Annotated in this window: 19 protein-coding genes; 17 read left to right on the top strand and 2 right to left on the bottom strand. The window is 42.9% G+C overall.

The features are described 5' to 3' along the window. The 12 genes from BLR76_RS11820 to arcA all read left to right on the top strand — a co-directional run. A partial coding sequence (locus BLR76_RS11820) for a hypothetical protein (protein ID WP_176759652.1) occupies nt 1-225 on the top strand: 225 nt, incomplete at its 5' end. A gap of 165 nt (nt 226-390) precedes the next feature. Then, nucleotides 391-960, top strand: a complete 570-nt coding sequence (locus BLR76_RS08185; protein WP_091267852.1) for a ReoY family proteolytic degradation factor — start codon at nt 391-393, stop codon at nt 958-960. A gap of 25 nt (nt 961-985) precedes the next feature. Then, on the top strand, nt 986-1327 hold the full coding sequence (locus BLR76_RS08180) for a nucleotide pyrophosphohydrolase (RefSeq protein ID WP_245683068.1): 342 nt from the start codon (nt 986-988) through the stop codon (nt 1325-1327). Nucleotides 1328-1379: 52 nt separating this feature from the next. Next, nucleotides 1380-2591 carry a CCA tRNA nucleotidyltransferase gene (locus tag BLR76_RS08175; RefSeq protein WP_091267849.1) on the top strand — a complete coding sequence of 404 codons (1212 nt, stop codon included), beginning with the start codon at nt 1380-1382 and terminating at the stop codon, nt 2589-2591. 44 nt (nt 2592-2635) lie between these two features. Next, nucleotides 2636-5440 carry a helicase C-terminal domain-containing protein gene (locus BLR76_RS08170; protein WP_091267846.1) on the top strand — a complete coding sequence of 935 codons (2805 nt, stop codon included), beginning with the start codon at nt 2636-2638 and terminating at the stop codon, nt 5438-5440. An 81-nt stretch (nt 5441-5521) separates the two neighbouring features. Beyond that, nucleotides 5522-5995: a cell wall elongation regulator TseB-like domain-containing protein gene (locus BLR76_RS08165; protein WP_091267845.1), complete on the top strand. Its 474-nt coding sequence runs from the start codon at nt 5522-5524 to the stop codon at nt 5993-5995. A gap of 20 nt (nt 5996-6015) precedes the next feature. Then, nucleotides 6016-7311, top strand: a complete 1296-nt coding sequence (gene asnS / locus BLR76_RS08160) for an asparagine--tRNA ligase (RefSeq protein ID WP_091267842.1) — start codon at nt 6016-6018, stop codon at nt 7309-7311. A 102-nt stretch (nt 7312-7413) separates the two neighbouring features. Further along, complete coding sequence (locus BLR76_RS08155) at nt 7414-8127, top strand: DnaD domain protein (protein WP_091267839.1); 714 nt, start codon at nt 7414-7416, stop codon at nt 8125-8127. 34 nt (nt 8128-8161) lie between these two features. After that, nucleotides 8162-8800, top strand: a complete 639-nt coding sequence (gene nth / locus BLR76_RS08150) for an endonuclease III (protein ID WP_091267836.1) — start codon at nt 8162-8164, stop codon at nt 8798-8800. A 121-nt stretch (nt 8801-8921) separates the two neighbouring features. After that, nucleotides 8922-10178 (top strand): aspartate aminotransferase type Ic, encoded by a 1257-nt coding sequence (locus tag BLR76_RS08145; RefSeq protein ID WP_091267834.1) that lies wholly within the window; start codon nt 8922-8924, stop codon nt 10176-10178. Nucleotides 10179-10190: 12 nt separating this feature from the next. Beyond that, nucleotides 10191-10496, top strand: coding sequence for a YtxH domain-containing protein (locus tag BLR76_RS08140; protein WP_091267831.1), 306 nt, complete (start codon nt 10191-10193; stop codon nt 10494-10496). Nucleotides 10497-10599: 103 nt separating this feature from the next. Then, complete coding sequence (gene arcA / locus BLR76_RS08135; RefSeq protein ID WP_091267829.1) at nt 10600-11835, top strand: arginine deiminase; 1236 nt, start codon at nt 10600-10602, stop codon at nt 11833-11835. A gap of 97 nt (nt 11836-11932) precedes the next feature. Here arcA and BLR76_RS12250 read toward each other — a convergent pair whose 3' ends face one another. Next, the gene (locus tag BLR76_RS12250) at nt 11933-12097 is read right to left on the bottom strand and encodes a DUF2188 domain-containing protein (protein WP_245683069.1); all 165 of its coding nucleotides are present in this window, start codon (nt 12095-12097) and stop codon (nt 11933-11935) included. Nucleotides 12098-12569: 472 nt separating this feature from the next. Here BLR76_RS12250 and BLR76_RS08125 point away from each other — a divergent pair, with 472 nt between their 5' ends. The 4 genes from BLR76_RS08125 (at nt 12570) to trmL (ending at nt 16500) form a co-directional block, all read left to right on the top strand. Continuing rightward, nucleotides 12570-13415 carry a putative RNA methyltransferase gene (locus BLR76_RS08125; RefSeq protein ID WP_091267826.1) on the top strand — a complete coding sequence of 282 codons (846 nt, stop codon included), beginning with the start codon at nt 12570-12572 and terminating at the stop codon, nt 13413-13415. Between the two features lie 324 nt (nt 13416-13739). Further along, a complete protein-coding gene (locus BLR76_RS08120) occupies nt 13740-14759 on the top strand; it encodes a D-alanine--D-alanine ligase family protein (protein ID WP_091267823.1) in 1020 nt (339 codons plus the stop codon). Between the two features lie 50 nt (nt 14760-14809). After that, nucleotides 14810-15994, top strand: a complete 1185-nt coding sequence (gene queG, locus BLR76_RS08115) for a tRNA epoxyqueuosine(34) reductase QueG (RefSeq protein WP_091267820.1) — start codon at nt 14810-14812, stop codon at nt 15992-15994. Beyond that, nucleotides 15991-16500 carry a tRNA (uridine(34)/cytosine(34)/5-carboxymethylaminomethyluridine(34)-2'-O)-methyltransferase TrmL gene (gene trmL / locus BLR76_RS08110; RefSeq protein ID WP_091267818.1) on the top strand — a complete coding sequence of 170 codons (510 nt, stop codon included), beginning with the start codon at nt 15991-15993 and terminating at the stop codon, nt 16498-16500. Before queG ends, trmL begins: the two co-directional genes overlap by 4 nt. Nucleotides 16501-16869: 369 nt before the next feature. Here trmL and argS read toward each other — a convergent pair whose 3' ends face one another. Then, nucleotides 16870-18564, bottom strand: a complete 1695-nt coding sequence (gene argS, locus BLR76_RS08105; RefSeq protein ID WP_091267815.1) for an arginine--tRNA ligase — start codon at nt 18562-18564, stop codon at nt 16870-16872. Between the two features lie 321 nt (nt 18565-18885). Here argS and BLR76_RS08100 point away from each other — a divergent pair, with 321 nt between their 5' ends. Next, complete coding sequence (locus BLR76_RS08100; protein WP_091263916.1) at nt 18886-20295, top strand: ISLre2 family transposase; 1410 nt, start codon at nt 18886-18888, stop codon at nt 20293-20295. Nucleotides 20296-20414 lie beyond the last annotated feature (119 nt).

The following is a 20414-nucleotide window of genomic DNA, read 5'->3' as shown; positions in this document are numbered from 1 at the left end:
AACTTAGCTTCAATTATTTCAGCTCGTAAAAACGGAACGCTTTTAGAAGCTTTAAGAGCCGAACTACCTGCATTTGAACAAACCATTGTCCCTGAATTTAAAGGCGCTGTTAGAGCTGTTTTGAAAAAGATTAATCGTCCTTCTGTAGGCGTTAAAATGGGAGAAATAGCTAATTATAGTTCCACATCAAGTCCAATGGGACAACTGAAGAAAATGTTTGGGTAATGAAACACACAGAATGAGCCATTTTAATATTAAAATTGAAGAGTTACCATCTCTAGAAAAAAAGTTTCCGCCAAAGTCTTGACACATACCGTGAGTGGATTAAGTATGAAGATGGCCTATAATTTTGGTATACTATAAGTGAGCATAGAAAAGGAGGGGAGTTTAATGTATAGTCGCGTAAAGTTAAAAGACAAGAAGAAATTTCTCGAGTGGTTTTTGCAGCGCTATCAGATGAAACGCAGAGAATCGATGTGGATTTTAAACTATTTACTCAACCATGATATTGTACTCAACAAGACAAAGTTTGTAGAAGAAGCGAATAAAACTCCTCGTGGAATTAGAATGGCGACCGTTGGAACAGAAGATGAAGCATTCCGGTTCTATAAGGATGGTCAGGAATATGACCACCCTGAGCAGGCTTTCCACGAAGTCAGGCTGAACTGGCATACAGACTTGTATATCGAACTGCTTTTCCAGGATTCGCTGCTGTCACCTGAATATGCAGCAATTCTCGAAGACAACCCTTATGCAAAATGGAACGACCGCATGACTTCCGAGATCGATGAACAGGTAGACGAAGCGGTCGATACCTTCTATCTTCAGAAACAGCGCGAGCAGGTGCTGGAAGATATCGATCGTGCACTTGAAACAGATAACCGGGATGATTTTTACTCCCTGGCAGAAGAACTAAAACATATCGAAGAAAAAATGGAGAACGGTGTCTCGTCCTCCTGAAACCATCAGCTAAGGGAGTAAACAGATGACAGACATGACAGACATGCAGAAACAGGTTGATGACTATATCAGTCAGTTCAAGACTGGATATTTTACTCCTTTAGGGCAGCTTGCTCGTTTGACTGAAGAAGTGGGCGAACTGGCAAGAGAAGTTAATCATCGGTATGGTGAAAAACAGAAAAAAGAGTCCGAAGAGGAAAAAAGGGTGGAAGAAGAGCTTGGCGATGTCCTGTTCGTTCTGATCAGTCTTGCCAACTCTTTAGATATCGACTTATCTGATTCGTTCGACGCCATCATGGACAAGTTTCAAAGTAGAGATGCGTACCGTTTCGAGCGTCATGATGGCAGGGACGAAGCAGACAGTTAAGTGATAAAGGAGAGAAGGGGTAGAATGCGTCACTGATTTGTACCCCGTATATATGACCTTAAAAGTACCAGTTAAAGGAGAATTCGAGAAGGCTTTGCCCGTTCTGGAGACACTTCAGGCTGCGGGTTTTGAAGCATACTTTGTCGGAGGCAGTGTCAGAGATGCCCTCCTTGGAAAAACAGTCAATGACGTAGATATTGCAACGAGTGCCTTTCCTGAAGAAATTAAACGGCTGTTCAAACGGACTGTTGATGTAGGAATCGAGCATGGAACAGTCATGGTGCTGCTGGACGATGAAAGTTATGAAGTTACTACATTTCGGACCGAATCGACGTATCAAGATTACAGACGTCCTGATTCGGTCACTTTTGTGCGCTCTTTAGAAGAAGACTTGAAGCGACGTGACCTGACAATCAATGCTTTCGCAATGGATAACAAAGGAAACATACAGGATTTCTTTGACGGGGAGCGTGATCTGAAGGAACAGATCATCCGTGCAGTAGGCAAGCCCGAAGAACGGTTCCACGAAGATGCCCTGCGGATGATGCGGGCGGTTCGATTTGCCTCTCAGCTCGGCTTTCAGCTTGAGGCTGATACCTTTTATGCGATTGTGGTTAATGCGCACCTACTTGAAAACATTGCCGTCGAGCGTATTCAGGTGGAATTTGTAAAAATGGCTATGGGAGAGTATGTCCTCCAGGGTATGGAAGCCTTCTTTACAACAAGTCTTTATGCCCATTGCCCTGGGTTGAAGTACGGAAAAGTGGCGCTGAGACGCTTCTCGCTTATTTCCAAACCACTTAAGAAAGAGCGACATGTCTGGGCATTGCTGCTTTATTTCATGGGAATAAATGATCCCAAAGAAGCAGTGGCCTTCCTGAAAAATTGGCGTCTTTCCAACCAGTTGATTACTGACAGCGTCAAATTGCTGGAACTGATATTATACCGCCATCACTACCCGTTGAATCATTATATTGTCTACACTTATTCTTCACCATTAATTTGGGAGGCGGAAGATCTTTTGCAGATGCTTAAGCTTCCATTCGATAAGCGTACTGCTGCACGCCTTATTCTTACACTGCCTATCCAGTCACGTGAAGAACTGGCCGTAAACGGGCGGATCATCATGGAAGAAACGGACAGCAGAGGTGGGCCATGGCTCGGAGAAGCGATTCAGGTTGCTGAAAAAGCTGTGGTTTTGGGTGCTGTTGAAAATAAAACCGGGCCTATTCTAAACTGGCTCAAAGAAAATAAATACATCTGACGATTCTGCTCCAGTATGAAGTGTCAGAAAGAAAGGAGGGGCTTATGAAAAAAGATCAGTTATACGCTGTCGTCGATATCGAAGCCACGGGAGCCAGTATCGGTCGAGATGAACGAATGATCCAGTTCGCCTGTCTTCTGGTTAGAAACGGTGACATCATCCAGTCTTTCGATACATTCGTCAACCCTTCTCGCAAGGTCAGCAGAACCATCAGAGATCTTACAGGTATTACCACTCAGGATCTGGCGACTGCACCATATTTCGAAGACATCGCTCATGTGATCCGACACCTGCTGGAAGACACGATTTTCGTTGCACATAATGTAGGGTTTGATTTTCAGTTTCTAAATGAATGTCTTGAAAGGGCCGGTTTAAAACCGCTCAGTATTCCGGCTGTTGATACAGTAGAGCTGGCTCAGATCCTTTATCCTTCTGAGGACAGTTACCAGCTCAAGGAATTGACTGCCTCCCTTGGCTATAAACTCGAGCAGGCCCATAACGCGTTATCTGATGCAGAAGCAACGGTATTTCTTTTGAATAAACTGGATGACAAAATCAGAAGCCTTCCTCTGATTACTATTGAGTCTCTTACAGACCTTTCACCCAGTACTACAGCTGAAACGGCTTTGTTTTTCAGAGATGCTCTGGATGATATGCTGAAGAATCCCTGTGACTTAAGTGACTCTCTTATGATTGTGGGAGATATGGCTATCAAGAAGCCCATCAGTCCGACTGTTCAGGAGCAGTACAGAAAACAGCCTGTCTATCCCTATAATGAAGAGGGGAAAAGGTCTGTTTTATCTCATATTGGTTTGGACTGGCGAAGCGGCCAGTCTGAGATGATGAATACCTTATTCAATTACTTGAAAAAAGATACTCCAAACTATACACAGCTCATTGAGGCTGCTCCGGGTTCCGGAAAAACGTATGGTTACCTTTTTCCATCTTACTACTTAGCTTCAAAAGAGAACAAAATAATCATTTCTACTTATACTAAAATTCTTCAAAAGCAGCTTTCAGCCGATATTATTCCTGTGCTCAATCAGAAGATGCCGTTCTCCAAAGCAGTAGCTGTAGCCAAGAGTGAGTCGCATTATCTTTCACTTTCAGCTTTTTACAGAAAATGGAAAAACACAGCAGCTACTGATACAGAAGCTATCTTCTGCATGAAAATACTAGTTTGGCTGACTGAAACAACCGAGGGTGACCTTGAAGAAATCGGGTCCGGAGCACATATGGCTCATGCATTCTGGAAGGATATTCGGCCCTCAGAACGCCTGACCCCTCTTCCTGTTTTTGAATCGTATGAGTTCTTACACCGTAGAAACAGACGTCTCGAAGAATCTGCGATCATTATAGCTAATCATGCCTATCTGCTGGCTGACTGGAAAAAGGCTCAGCCTATTATTCAAAGTGGGAATGTCATTATTGACGAAGCCCATCATTTACCGGATGTCATCGATCAGAGTGCTACACTTTCATTAAGAGTCAGTTCACTCGTCAAGGATCTCAAGCAGATTGGATCTATCGACAAAGAAGATTCCATTCTTAATCAGCTGGATGCGGCAGCGGATAGTCCTGTTAAAGATTATCAGATCAGATCTCTGGATTCAGCGGCTCACATCCTAAATGAAGAATGGCAGGAATGGTCCGACTCATGGATCGCCCGTATTCGTCAGTCAGATGATTACTCCGACACAGTTGTCGAATGGAAAGATCATAAGATCGATTTAAATGCTCTTTCAGTCGGAATGAAAAAAGAAAATAAACGGGTAAAAGCTACGATCGATGAAATGATTTATATGGGCAATCAGATTCTTGAACTTCTGGAATCTGAATCAGAAGCTTTGTCTAAAGAAATCAAACGACTGTCGTCACGCCTTCAGCTTGTTATTGACCGAACGCAGCACTTATCAGAGATACTGACCGAAATGTTTTTCAGACAGGAAAAAGACAGCCTGACAGGGATCAGGTTTTACTCGCCTTCACCATGGAACACCCTGACTTTTTACCAGTATAATCATGGAAGCAGAGAACTGCTCCATAACAGGCTGCATGCAGTCAATCATCTTGTGTTAACGAGCAGCACCCTGTCAGTTAAAGGATCGACAAGCTATATTCAGCTGGCACTCGGTCTTGAGCAGGCTGAATTCAGCAGCTTTGATTCTGTGTTTGATTATCAGAAGCAAGGGAGACTATTTGTTCCAGATCAGCAGACAGCAGTCGGCCATTTAAAACGTGGCGCCTATGCTTCCGAGCTGGCGGGACAACTTGAAAATATACTTAAACAGACGAGCGAAAATACGCTTATTCTATTCCGGTCACAGGAAACGATTCAGGCTGTCTATCAGCTTCTGAAAAATCGTCCGACTTTGAACCGAAAGACTATCCTTGCACAGAACATTTCAGGTACTCCTTTAAAGATTGCCAAGCAGGTGAAAAAAGCGCGAGAAGTGGTTGTGCTTGGTGCCGACAGTTTCTGGGAAGGGGTAGATTTTCCAGAAGATGAACTGAAACTGGTCATTTTGACTCGACTGCCGTTCGATTCACCGGATATGCCGTTGGTCAAGCACCGACACCAGCTGTTAAGTGACCAGGGAATGAATCCTTTTGTACATGACCTTCTGCCTAGAGCTGTAATGAAGTTCAAGCAGGGAATCGGCAGACTGATTCGTTCAGTTCATGATAAAGGCATCTGGATCGTTCTGGATAGACGGATTATTGATTCGAGTTATGGCTCTGCATTTACCGACTCGCTGCCTGAAGGACTGGTGCTGGAAGAATATCCGCTTGACAAGATCATAGACGAAACTCGGACATTTTTCAGACAAACTGAAGGCAAAGATTAATGACCCAGATATTTATTTCTCCAGTGTCATTTGCTATACTAGAGAAGTTGAAATAAATGGAAACAGATTGAGGAGAGACAAGTGAAAAAAATTATAATTGGTCTCGCCATTACATTGAGTCTGATAATTATCGGAACGATTGTTTTATATCAGCGATCGACCACAACGTTTACTCGTGCACAAGCAGATACGGTCGCATTTGTCAGGGAACGGACGAACCTGGACCAGGTATCGGACTTTCACTGGTTTAACGGAACGGAAACCTACCTGACGGTGACTGGAACGAATGAAGAAGGACAAGAACGTATTTATATCGTTCAACAAGATGGAGGTCAGATCACTTCTTTCTCTGCAGAAAATACTATTTCTGAACAGGAAGCAGTTAGAATGACTCGGGAAGCCAGAAATCCAGTCAAGATTTTAAATGCACGGATCGGCATGATCGACGATACACCGGTCTGGGAAATCAGCTACCGCAACGAGAATGACAGGTTAGGCTATTATATCGTCAATCTGCAGACAGGTGAATGGCTGCGTACCATTGATAATATTTAAATCGGAAGGGAATTATTAACGTGAAGAAGATACAGATAATAGAAGCGAGTAAGCATGTCGGAGAGAAAGTAAGAATTGGGGCATGGATTGCCAATAAGCGTTCAAGCGGGAAAATTGCCTTTCTGAATCTACGGGACGGATCAGCCTTTTTCCAGGGGATTGTTGTTAAGAGTGAAGTTTCTGAGGAAGTGTTTCAGACAGCTAAAAATATTACGCAGGAAAGCTCCGTCTGGGTCGAAGGAACAATTCAGGAAGACACACGTTCTAAATTCGGCTATGAAATACATGTCGACAGCCTGGAATTGATCGGCGAGTCAGTTGATTATCCGATAACGCCGAAAGAACATGGTACCGAGTTTCTTATGGATAACCGTCATTTATGGCTGCGATCTTCAAAGCAGCATGCAGTGATGCAGGTCAGAAATGAAATCATCCGTGCAACGTATGAGTTCTACAATAAAGAAGGCTTTACTAAAATCGATCCGCCAATCCTGACTGGTAGTGCGGCAGAAAACACGACTGAACTCTTCCACACAGAATACTTTGACAGAGATGCCTTCCTGTCTCAAAGTGGGCAACTGTATATGGAAGCAGGAGCTATGGCTCTTGGCAAAGTCTTTTCATTCGGTCCGACTTTCCGGGCAGAAAAATCCAAGACCCGTCGTCACCTGATCGAATTCTGGATGATTGAACCTGAAATGGCCTTTATGGATCAGGACGATTCTCTGGAAATTCAGGAACAATATGTCGCTTATCTTGTCCAGAGTGTCCTGGATAACTGTGATCAAGCTCTGGATGTTCTTGAGCGTGATAAAGACCTACTTAAAAAATACACGGCTCTGCCTTATCCAAGAATCTCTTATGATGAAGCAGTTGAGCTGTTGAATAAAAATGACTTTGACGTGACCTGGGGAGAAGACTTCGGATCACCAGAAGAGACTTTTATCGCTGAACAGTTCGATAAGCCTGTCTTTATCCTGAACTATCCGAAAGCAATCAAGCCATTTTACATGAAGCCACATCCGACTCGTGAAGATATCGTCTTATGTGCAGACCTTATTGCTCCAGAAGGATACGGCGAAATCATAGGGGGATCTCAGCGTGAAGATGACTATGATGCCCTGCGTAAGCAGCTTAAAGCGTTCGACCTGGACGTCAGTGAATATGAATGGTATCTGGATCTGCGCAAATACGGCAGTGTCCCTCATTCCGGTTTCGGACTGGGACTAGAGCGTACGGTGACTTGGATCAGCGGAACTGAACATATCCGTGAAGCCATACCGTTCCCACGTCTATTGAACCGTATTTATCCATAAGAAGCAGTGACCGCAATAAAAAGGATTGGGCATTTTACCCAGTCCTTTTTTTAAATAATGAACCTCATTGATTGTGAGGAAAAGTTAGAAAGGAGCCGAAATATGGCTGAAGACCTTATAAAGTGGATAAAAGCCGGTCAGACACTTATCCCTAATCCATTGCTGATGCATTATAAAGATCTGGGGCTGACAAATACTGATCTGGTTGTTCTCATTCAGCTTCTTTCTCTAGTTGAAAACGGCCAGCGCTTTCCTGACAGTCAACTGCTTGCAGAGCGACTGGATGTATCAAGAGAAGAAGCATACAAAGCGATTCACCAGCTGATGACAAAAAAAATTATCACAATAGAGACCAGCACAAATGAAGAGGGGAAGACTCAAGATGAATTCTCATTTGATCTGTTATACGAAAAACTTGTCTACCTGCAGGAAGAACAGTCGAAAAGGGTGAAGAAAGAAAAGGAAGAGCTGTCTTCAAAAGATCTTTACCGTTTGTTCGAAGAAGAATTCGGAAGAGGATTGTCCGCAATAGAAATACAGACGCTTGATATGTGGCTGAATGAAGATGACTACCCGATCGACCTGATTGAAGCAGCTTTGCGTGAAGCTGTACTGAGCCAGGTCTACAGCCTGAAATACATCGACAGGATCCTGCTGACATGGGAAAAGAAAAACATTCGCACAAAAGAGCAGGTCGAGAAAGAGTCCAGACGGCACAGACAGAATCAGTCTACCAATTCGTCAGATAGTGAAAATGATGACGAAGAAAAACCCGTGCCGATGTATAACTGGCTGAAGAATAATAACAATACTTGAGAACATGACGACAGAATAAGGAGAGAATGCTGGGATGAAAGAACCAGAATTACTGAATGCGACCGAAACCACCAAACTGATCGAGGCAATGGGTGTTTTGTACCCTGATGCGAAAGCTGAACTGACACATAAAAATACTTTCGAACTGCTGATAGCTGTCATACTGAGTGCACAGACTACTGATGTAGGAGTAAACAAAGTGACGCCCCAGCTATTTGAAGCTTATCCGAATCCTGAGGCGATGATGGAAGCTGAAGTGGAAGAAATCATGGACAAAATTAATACGATCGGACTATACCGCAATAAAGCTAAGTTTTTAAAGAAATGTTCAGAAGACCTGGTCGTCCGCTTTAACGGCGAAGTGCCGAGAACACACAAAGAACTTGAAAGTCTGGCTGGCGTCGGCAGAAAAACGGCCAATGTCGTCATGAGTGTGGCCTTTGACGAACCGGCTATTGCCGTCGATACCCATGTGGAACGTATCAGTAAACGATTCAATATCTGTTCTCAAAAAGCGACAGTCAAACAAGTCGAAGAGATCCTGATGGAAAAACTGCCGCGAGAACTATGGAGTATTGCGCATCACCGAATGATCTTTTTCGGTCGCTATCAGTGTCCAGCAAGGGCGCATGATCATGATGAATGCTTGCGCAAAATCCAGGAAGTTTTGTAGAAAGCGGGTCAGTCCATTATCATCACTGATTCGTCGTTTTTAAAATCTTCTAAGATAAGGTATAATGATGACTAGCTAGTCTGCTTTCTGCTAAGTGCAGGGCAACGAGAGGAGAAATGTCATGTCTAATGAAGAAATAAGTGAACGTCTGGAGCAGTTGAGATCTCAGTATGCTCTGTATAAAAATCGACCCTTTGACATCACTATCGCCAGAGGGATCCCTTCAACAGATCAGTTGAAGCTTTCTGAAGCTTTATTAAATGAAACACGCATCGAAAACTGGTATAGTGAAGATGAACTTGACATAAGAAACTATGGAGGGCTCTTTGGTCTAAAAGAAGCTCGGGAACTTTTCGGTACCCTGTTGAATACACAAGTGGAGGAAACCTTTGTCGGAGGCAATTCCAGTCTTCAGCTGATGTATGCAACACTTGTGCACTTCATGTACACAGCTAAAGACTCCTGGTCAAAAGAAGAAAAGGTCAAATTTATCTGTCCGAGTCCAGGATACGACAGGCACTGGTTCATGCTGGATCATCTAGGTATAGAAATGATTCCGGTCGAGCTGACCGGTCAGGGTCCTGATATGGAAACAGTTGAAAAACTGGTTGCACAGGATCCGGCGATTAAAGGGATGTTTGTAGTGCCTACATACAATAACCCGACTGGAGAAACGATTTCCGATAAGTCAGTCGCCCGTCTGGCGAATATGTTCACGGCTTACGAGGATTTCATTATCCTATGGGACAACGCGTATGTCGTTCACCACTTGACTGATCATAAGAAAGAGGCTGCAGATCTCCTGAAAGCGTGTAAAGAAGCTGGAAATGAGAACCGGGTGATACAGTATGTGTCTACTTCTAAAATGACACTTCCCGGGTCTGGCGTAGCGGCTATGGGTGCATCAGAAGCACGAATCAACGAACTGGCTCTTGAGTTCAGTAAGCAGATCATCAGTTTTGATAAAATCAATCAGATGCGCCATGTCCTGTTTCTGAAAGACCGAGAAACGATCGAGGAGCACATGGAAAAGCACGCTGAAATTCTTTTACCTAAATTTGACTGGGTCGATACGATTCTCTCTGCGTACTTTTCCGGAGACCGATCCACGTTTGTTCAGTGGACCAAACCTGAAGGTGGCTATTTCATTCATCTGACCACTCAGGACGGTTGTGCAACAGATATCGTTGAAAAAATGAAAGCGATCGGGATCGAATTGACTCCTGCAAATGCCGCATACCCTTATGGCATCAATCCTAAGGATAACAGCATCAGACTGGCTCCAAGTTTTGCCAAACTAGATGATCTGGAAATTGCAATGGAAGCATTGTGTACCTGCATAGAACTTGTGTCACTGGAAAAATCACTTACTAACTAGGAGGAAAACAGCATGTCAAAAGGTAGTTTCGGAATAGGAATGGCATTGGGTGCCTTAGCTGGAGCAGCAGCAGCTTATCTTTTTGCACCACAGTCAGGAGAAGACTTTCAGAGACAACTGAAAACGAAGGCTCAGGAAACTAAGAGCAAAGCAGTCAATCATCTTGATGAGGCATTGATGGAGACAGAAATGTGGCTGGAACAGAAAATGGCTGAAGATGATGGTTACGATGAACCGATCCGCTACGAACGCAAACCTGAAAACGTAGCTCCTGCACCAGACTATACAGAATCACCAGATGTATTTCTAGAAGAATAAGAAGGAAAGGGAGAAGAGCAATCTTTTCTCTTTCCATTTGTACTTGAATGAATATTTATACTATATTTTAAATATCTATACTAAAGCTTATCAGGAGGACACCATGCCTAGACTATTCAATATCAATTCAGAAATCGATCCGCTGAAATCCGTTCTATTAAAACGTCCAGGACGGGAAGTGGAAAACCTTATTCCTTCTACTATGGAAGACTTGCTCTTTGATGACATCCCTTATCTGCCGATCATACAGCAGGAACATGATGCTTTTGCAGAAGCCCTGAAGGATAATGGATCTGAAGTTGTTTACTTGGAAGAACTAGTGGCGGAAGCTCTTGATGCGCAACAGGGGCATCAAACTTTAGTTGATCAGATAATCAAAGAGTCAGGTATATACATCAAAGATGTTAAAGACGCCTTATCAGACTACTTGCTGTCAATGAATACGAAAGACATGGTCGATACGATGATGGCAGGAGTAAGAACGGATAAGCTTGACATTCAGTCTCGTTCGCTTGGATGGTTGACCGATCGACAAGATCAGGATCTGTTTCTGATGCAGCCTATGCCTAACCTTTATTATACGAGAGACATTGCCTCCACATTAGGTAAAGGCATGTCCATCAATAAAATGACCTACGAAGCCCGAAAAAGAGAATCACTGTTTATGGAAACGATCGCAAGATATCATCCAGATTTTAAAGGGGATCAGCTGCCGATTTGGCGTGACCGCAATTCGGATACGACGATCGAAGGTGGAGATATCCTTGTTTTAAGTGAGGATGTCCTTGCCATAGGTGTCTCCCAGCGCACATCTGGTCGGGCCATCGAAGAACTGGCTCGTTCACTTTTTGACAAGCAGAATAAGTTCAGAAAGATCCTCGCAATCGAAATTCCACATGTCAGAGCAATGATGCACCTAGACACAGTATTTACAATGGTGGATAAAGATGCATTTACTATCCATCCCGGTATACAGGATCTGGACCAAAAAATGTCAATCTATATGCTGGAACCTTCCAAAGTGGAAGGACAGATCAAGGTCTCACATCATACAGACTTGACTGATCTCCTGAAAGATGTGCTGAATATGCCTGAAATCAACCTCATCCCATGTGGAGGAGGCGACCCGATCGCTGCGCCGAGAGAACAGTGGAACGACGGCTCAAATACGTTAGCAGTCAAACCAGGCGTGGTTATAACTTATAACCGTAACTATGTCTCCAACGATCTGCTGCGTAAAAATGGAATAAAAGTCGTCGAAATTCCTTCAAGTGAGCTGTCCCGCGGACGCGGGGGCCCACGATGCATGAGTATGCCGCTTCTTCGTGAATCAGAATAAGTTAAGTCGGTAACAGTAATGAGTTGATAAAAAGCACCTGACCACAGCAGATCAAATCCTGCGTGGTTCAGGCGCTTTTTAATATGAGTTAAAACGTTTACTGCCGTTTCCAGTCTTTCGTAAATGTAATGACGTTCGATTCTTTATTATCTGCTATTTCTTTGGCCCGCTTGACTGCTTCATCTTTACTGTCAAAGGTCGAGTCAGAACGTTTGGCGTCTTTCGTCCGTACCTTCCATTCCTCTTCTTCAAAGTAAACCAGAACATCATTGTCCAGCAGCTTTTCATTTGTTGTGTCGTCATGCTGATCCTGCTTGTCTGGATTATCACTGTATTTGAATGAACGGATCTCATCTTCTGAGGCGTTATCGGCCCAATCTTTCGCCTGGTCTGTTGCGATAGGTATCGCCCGACCTTCTTCGTATCCGTTATCCAGCAGGGCATTGGCAATATCAATGCCAGCAAAAACCTCTTGGCATTGGCCAAGTAAAAGAAAATCAATGAGGCAGGGACTGCCTTTTGAGCCTACCCCTATCCGATTCCTCTGTCTGTATGAAGTCTGTGCAGATAAGAATGGAGTTCGTAGGAAGCCCCTACTTCAAAATCCAAAGGATTTAAGTGGTGGGTAGTTCACATCCCAGGGCATTTATGAATCATTCTTTCATCTTTGTTAGTTTCGTTATATCATGATAAAGGGAAAAGGTATATCGAAAGCATTTGAAAAGAGGCATGACATGTTAAAGAAAATAGATAAAGCACAGGTATTTCTTGAAGATCATCTTCACTTGTTTCAATGTCCGGTATGCAGCCAGGCATTCGAATCCGTAAATAATCATCAGGTGATCTGTCGGGATGGTCATCAGTTTGATCTCTCAAAAAAAGGGACGTTATTTTTATTGCAGAAAAGCATGAAGTCCGAGTATACAAGAGACATGCTTCTGTCAAGACAACGACTAGCTGAAAGCGGACTGTGGGTGCCGTTGCTTGATAAGATCCAGTCACTGATCAAGCACCCAGAAGGCGTTCTTTTAGATATCGGATGCGGTGAAGGCTCTCACAGTGCCTATTTGAAGAAAAATGGGTATAAGGGGCCAATTATAAGCTTCGATATCTCAAAGGAAGGTATCAATCTGGCGGCTGCCAGTCATGAAGACATTTTCTTTCTAACTGCTGATCTGGCTCGTTCTCCCTTTGCTTCACACCAGTATGACACGCTTTTAAATATTCTGTCTCCATCCAATTACAGTGAATTTGACAGACTGCTCAAACAAGGCGGACAGGTGATCAAAGTCGTCCCGAATCGAGGGTACCTAAAAGAATTGCGGGAATTACAGGAAGAATCGAAACAGACTTACTCCAATGTTCAAGTTGTTGAGAAATTCGAAGAACATTATACTCATGTCCGAAAAGAATCTGTTGTCTACACCTTTCAGCTGCCTGAAGAACTAGTGGAAGACTTTATAAACATGACCCCACTTGGCTGGCATATTAAAGCAGACTTTGATAATATACGCACAAAATTGAAAGAAATTACAGTGGATTTACTTATCCTGATAGGCGAATCGGAGGATTCAGCATAAAATTGACAATTATACATTAGAATTGTCACGATTTAGAAGGATTTATTTGGCGCATAGCCTTGTGTTTTTATACAGGAGATGCTAATATATACTTCATAAGCTAATTTGGTTCATTGGTTTTTATCAGTCAACCCATCAGAAGCTGATAAAAAAACGTGAATTTTCAAAGGCTTCATCAACGTATCGTTTCGCAGTGCTTGACACCGAGGCGATACGTTTTTTTTGCGCTGAAAAATGCTCAACTCGGTAAAACTCACTTAAAACATTACTATGTCTGAAGGTCATGGTGTATAATACATAGAGACGTTATAGGAGGAGTTAATTATGAATATTGTAGTGCTAGCCGGCGGTTACAGCCATGAAAGAGAAGTATCATTAAGTTCTGGAAGTCTGATTGCCAATGCTCTTATGGAAAACGGGCATCAAGTCATTATGCTGGATCTGTATTTCGGAACCAGTGAAGCAGTGACTTTCGAAGAGGCGTACCAAAAATTAAAGAAAGATAAATATGAGTACAAAGTCAAAAAGCAGATACCAGACCTTGATGCGCTGAAAGCCCAAAAGGAAAAGCCTAACGAAATGATTGGAGAAAACATCATTCCAATTTGTCAGTCTGCGGATCTCGTCTTCCTTTCTCTACACGGGGAACTAGGCGAAAACGGTCAACTTCAGGCAGTATTTGACTTGTATGACATTACTTACACAGGAACTGGTTATTTAGGCAGTGCTATTGCCATGAACAAGATCCTTTCTAAAGAAATCATGTCAGCACAAGGTATTCTGACGCCTGAATGGGAAGTGCTGGAACAGTCAGACGAACCGACCAGCCCTGTACCTTGCGTAGTTAAACCAAACGCCAGCGGATCAAGTATCGGTGTGTATATCGTGGACAACCAGGAGGACTTGAAGCAGGCAGTCAAAGAAGCCAAGAAGTACTCTCCGTCAGTTCTGATTGAAGAGAAAATAAGCGGTCGCGAATTTTCTGTTGGGGTTCTTGAAGGAAAGGCCCTGCCTGTTATCGAGATCATCCCTAAAACAGGGTTCTATGATTATGAAAACAAGTATCAGGAAGGAGCAACCGTTGAAATCTGCCCAGCAGAAGTGGATCCTGCAATTGCTGAGAAAATGCAGGAGACAGCACTTGAAGTCTTCAAGGCACTTCGACTGGAATACTATTCGCGCATTGATTTCATGGTGTCTGATAATGGCGGAGTCTACTGTATAGAAGCCAACACACTGCCAGGCATGACGCCAACCAGCTTGTTCCCTCAGGAGGCTGCTGCTTCCGGCATGAGCTACAATGAACTCTGTAATAAATTGGCAGAAATTGCCGCATCTAAATAAAGGCAGTCATTAGTACTGGAACGTAAGGAAAAAGAGAGGAGAGAGCACGTATGAATCAGCTGCTTAAAGAAAAGATCATTGATAAGGCGGAAGAGCTGGGTATTAACAAGATCGGATTCACGCACGCCGACCCTTTCTATGAACTGGAAGAAAAGCTTCATGCCCAGCAGGAAAAAGGCCATCATTCCGGATTTGAGCACCGGGTAATTGAAGAACGGATCTATCCGGAAAAGATTTTTGACCAGCCCAAGTCGATCATTGCGATTGCTCTGGCTTATCCCTCCAAAATGAGAGAAAAGGCGCCACGCGTCAAAGGAGAACGTCGCGGAGAATTTGCCCGTGCGTCGTGGGGAAAAGACTATCATTTGATTTTGAAGGAAAAAATGGATCAGCTGATCGAGTACATCCGTCAAGAAGCAGAAGGGGACGTCACATTCAAGCCAATGGTCGATACAGGTGAACTGGTCGATGTAGCAGTGGCTCAGCGTGCCGGTCTTGGATTCATTGGTCGAAACGGCTTGCTTATCACCAAGGAATACGGCTCCTATGTCTATCTCGGTGAAATCATTACGAATATCGCCTTTGAACCGGATAGTGAAGTTGATTTCGGATGTGGCGACTGTACCCGCTGTGTGGATGCGTGTCCGACAGATGCTTTACTTGGTGACGGCCGAATGAATGCTCAGCGCTGTCTGTCCTACCAGACTCAGACCAAAGGATATATGCCTAAGGAATATCGGCGTAAAATGGGGCATGTCATTTATGGCTGCGATATCTGTCAGATTGTCTGCCCATATAATAAAGGGATGGATTCTCACTTTCATGAAGATATGGAGCCTGAACCGTTCAACACGACGCCGGAACTTAAACCTCTCCTGACTATTTCAAATAAGGAATTCAAGCAGACTTTCGGAGAAATGGCTGGATCCTGGCGAGGGAAGAAACCGCTCCAGAGAAATGCGATTATCGCTCTAGCCAATTACAGAGACTTCACGGCTGTTCCGGATCTTTTGAATGTAATCGATAATGATCCGAGACCGATGATCCGTGGAACAGCGGCTTGGGCAGTAGCCACTATCATCAGCAAGCGGCCGAATGAAGATGTCCTGGCTTTTCTCGAAGAAGCTGTACTCAAGGAAACCGATGAGGAAACCATTACCGAGTTCAACGAAGCAATCACCGGTCTGAGAGAAAGACTGGATGCAATTGAAAGCAAGAGGAGAGACAAGCATTGACAAACCATATCGCATTATTTGAACCACAGATCCCGGCAAATACTGGAAATATTGCCCGTACGTGTGCCGGTACCAATACTGTTCTGCACCTGATCGAACCGCTCGGGTTTAAAACGGATGACAAGTATCTGAAACGAGCAGGTCTCGACTACTGGCACGCTGTAGATATACATTACCATAAAGACCTGGATGCCTTTATGACTGCAGTAGGTGACCAGCCTCTCTATCTGATATCAAAATTCGCTGAAAAAGTGTATTCAGACGTCGATTTCACTGATACAGATAAAGATCACTACTTTCTATTTGGAAAGGAAACAACAGGCCTTCCTAAGATCTTCATGAGGAAGCATGCGGAGAAGTGTCTCCGCATCCCAATGAATGACACACATGTCCGTTCACTAAATCTGTCGAATACGGCCAATATACTTATTTATGAGGCCTTGAGACAGCAGGACTTTCCTCAACTGGAGAAAATGCACACTTACGAAAACGATAAACTGAAGTAAAAGAGAGCCAGCTAGTCGACTGATTAAAGATTAACTCTATTTTTAATAAAGAAAAGGCTGATCTGTGCAGTTCTGCAGATCAGCCTTTTTACTGTTTTGAAGAGGATTTGGGTCATTGAATAGTTAGCTGCATCTCAATTAATTGCGAATGCACCATAAGTTGCAGATATGAGCAGTTCACCGATTAACAATGGGGGTGAATGTCTCAAAAACCAGTGATATGGGTCATTCGCCACTCTATTAAAGTCACGAATGGTTCATAACATGCTTATATGAGCCATTCGCGACATCCGCTCAGACGAAACAAAGCCGGCATCGAAGGTCCGTGGATCTCCGATGCCGGCTTTACCTCTATATTAAGCTTTACTATTACATTTCGTCAGGTGTTTCGACACCAAGAATTCTTAAGTCTTCTTTCAGAATTTCGGTGATGGCGAAAACCAGGGCCAGTCGAGCGTCTTTCTCAGGATCTTCATCCAGGACGCGGACATTAGCATAGAATTTATTAAAGGCCTGAGCCAGATGGATGGCGTGCTTCGCAATAATTGACGGTTCGTAGTTTTCATATGCACGTCTGACTGTATCAGGGTAATCGTGGAGCAGCTTGATCACTTCCCAGCTGTAGTCGTCGCTCAGGGCGAAAGCATCAGAAGGAGACAGGGATTCCACGCCGGCCTTTCTCAGTATACTCATTGCACGAGCTCTTGTATATTGAACGTAAGGACCGGTTTCTCCTTCAAACTGGACCACTTCTTCGATTGTGAAGTCGAAGTTGTTCAGACGGTCATTCTTCAAGTCGTGGAAGACAACTGCTCCTACACCCACTTGTTCTGCAACTCTTTCTTTGTCAGGAAGGTTAGGGTTCTTGTCTTCAATCTGTTGGAGTGCCTGCGCCGTTGCTTCATTAAGTACTTCTTCAAGCAGGACGACTTTCCCTTTACGTGTAGATAGCTTCTTTCCGTCTTTTGTAATCAGACCAAATGGGATATGATGGATTGAATCCGCCCAGTCAAATTCCAGTTCCTTAAGTACAGCCTTAAGCTGTTTAAAGTGATTGGACTGTTCCTGACCGACGACGTATAGAGACTGTGAAAAGTCATAAATATCTTTACGATAAATAGCAGCTGCCAAATCACGTGTCATATAAAGCGTGGCACCATCAGATTTCTTAATAAGCGCTGGATTCAGGTCGTATTTGTCCAGGTTGACGATGTGTGCGCCCTGATCAACAGTAAGGAGCTTATGCTCATCAAGCAGGGAAACGACATCATTCATCTTATCATTATAAAACGCTTCTCCGTTATATGAATCAAACGAGATGTTTAAACGCTTGTAGACTTTCTCGAATTCTTTTAAGGACTCATCTCTAAACCATTTCCATAATTCAACGGCTTCTTCATTACCAGATTCTAGCTCTCTGAACCAGGCACGGCCTTCATTTTCAAGAGAAGGATCGTTTTCAGCTTCACCGTGAAATTTGACATATAGTCTTAAAAGTTCTTTAATAGGTTCAGAACGAACATCTTCTTCATTTCCCCATTTTTTATAAGCTGTAATCAGCTTACCAAATTGCGTGCCCCAGTCACCCAGGTGATTGATGCGGATAGGGGAGAAGCCAACTTTTGCAAGTATATTTGACAAGGCATTTCCGATAACTGTTGAACGCAGATGCCCCATGGACATCGGCTTGGCTATATTTGGAGATGACATATCTATAGGCACATTCCCGCCATTTCCAATAGACAGTTCACCGTAATGTCCTTTTTCTTTGATTACGTCATTGATGACAGCCTGGGATACTGATTTCTTATTTAAATAGAAATTAATATAGGGGCCGATAACTTGTATGCTGGAGATGATAGGTGAGGTAATGCTGTCTCCAAGTTCCTGTGCGATCTGAGCAGGATTTTTTCTAAACAGCTTAGCCAGTTGAAAGGCAGGAAAGGCGATATCTCCGTGTTCTGCATGTTTAGGCTTTTCTAATAAGTTATTGATTTCGTTCAGATCCAAATGATCTTTTAATTCGTTGTGGATTGCTTCCGCAACCAGTTGTCTGTAGTCCAAGGTGTAGACCTCCTAATAATAGTGAGCAGAAGTGAATAAAGCTCTAGTATTCAAAGCATAAAAAAAGGGCTGAGATTTGAACAATCAAACATCATAGCCGATTCTTTAGTCTAAATGATTAGCACTTGTATTATAGCAAAGCTCGCCGGTTGTAGCAATACTTACTAATTATGGATAGATTGTGAAACTTTCATTTAAAATATTGGTATAGTTAGTCTATGTGTAAAATTAATGTCGGAAGAGGGGAAATTCGACCTAGACAAAAAGAAAGAAGACCCTTAATCTAGAGATAACGACAACGCTAGAGAAAGAGGTCTTCTTATGAATCAAATTATATCAGAAATCATCACAACTTTAAAGGATTCTTCTTCCCTTTTAGAAGCAGAATTAGCCTTAGAAACGGTTTTTCAACGTATCACTCAACAGTTACTCAGTGCCGCTATTAAACAGATTGATTTAGAATTACTTCATGATTACAAAGAACAAGGATATGAGATTGACAGTGTGCCTGACCGTACGCTTCAATTTACATTCGGAACCGTTGAATTTGAACGCCACCGTATGCGAAAAGAAGGCGAAAAAAGTGTGATTCCTTTTGATAAAGCCGTCGGCTTAAAGCCTAGAATCCGTAATTCTCCTCTTGTAGAGATGAAAGCAGCTCAAATAGCTTCAGATGGAACGTACCGCAAAGCAGAAGAAGCTATTAATCTTCTTACATCTTTTTCGCTGAGTCATACGACCATTCATACTATCACTCAAAAAGTCGGTGAAACCATTCAAGAATGGACAGAAACAGCACCTCTTCAAGACGAGACGTCTCAGAAAGATAAGAAAAAAACGCCTGTCTTATTTATTGAAGGTGACGGGTTAATGCTTACAAAAGGCAAGGAGAAAAAACGTCCTGAGATTCATCGTGTTCAGTTTCATGAAGGGGTAGAGTATAAAGGAAAACAGAAAAGACCTGTCTTAATTAATTCTAAAATGTTTGAGAGTACTGTATCAAGTAAAGAAGCTTTTAAACGTGCAAGCCTTTGGTTAGAGTCGCTGTATGATATACGCGAGACGATCGTCATTTCAAACAGTGATGGAGGCAGTGGTTACGACAAAGATAAATTCCATCAAATCATTGGCAAATGCCAGCGACACGAACATTTTAGAGATGCTTATCATGTAAACGAGAAAATCAAACAACGAATGTATTTTGATAAAAAGATGGAAAAGAAAATGAAAGAAGCTGTGCGTACATACGATTGGGATCGTATTGAAACCATAATCGCTACAACGGAGAGTCGCATTGAAATTAACAATGAAAAAGCAACTGAATTTCAGGAAGAACTTACCATGTTAAAAGCTTATCTATATAGAAATTGGGAAAGTCTTAAACCATTTAAAATGAGGGATTTACCCGTAAATAAAGGGATTGGTGTTTGCGAAAGTAATCATCGTCCTTATAGTTATCGTATGAAACGACAAGGACGAGGGTTTTCAGCTCAAGGTGCTGGGAATGTAGCAGCGATCATATCTGCACGTAAGAACGGAACGTTTCTCAAAGCGCTAACAGATAAAATACCGGAACTTACAACGAAACTCCAGCCGGAGTTTAAGGGTGCAGTGAGAGCAGCTTTGAAGAAAAGCCAACATAGACCTTCAATAGGTGTAAAAATTGGAAGAATAGCTAATAATGGCTCTCCATCAAGTCCAATGGGGCAATTACAGAAATTATTTAATTAGAACTGACTTTCTCAAGCCTTTTAAAAGCTCGAAGAGCAAAAAAGGCTTGAGAAAGACAAAAACAATAAACTACGTTTCAGATTTCTAGAATAAATTTCCGAGAATAACTTTACACATAC

This window comes from Alkalibacterium thalassium (assembly GCF_900101165.1).
GTDB lineage: Bacteria > Bacillota > Bacilli > Lactobacillales > Carnobacteriaceae_A > Alkalibacterium > Alkalibacterium indicireducens.
The sequence above is the reverse complement of the archived record's forward strand: the minus strand, read 5'-3'. Positions and strand labels throughout refer to the sequence as shown.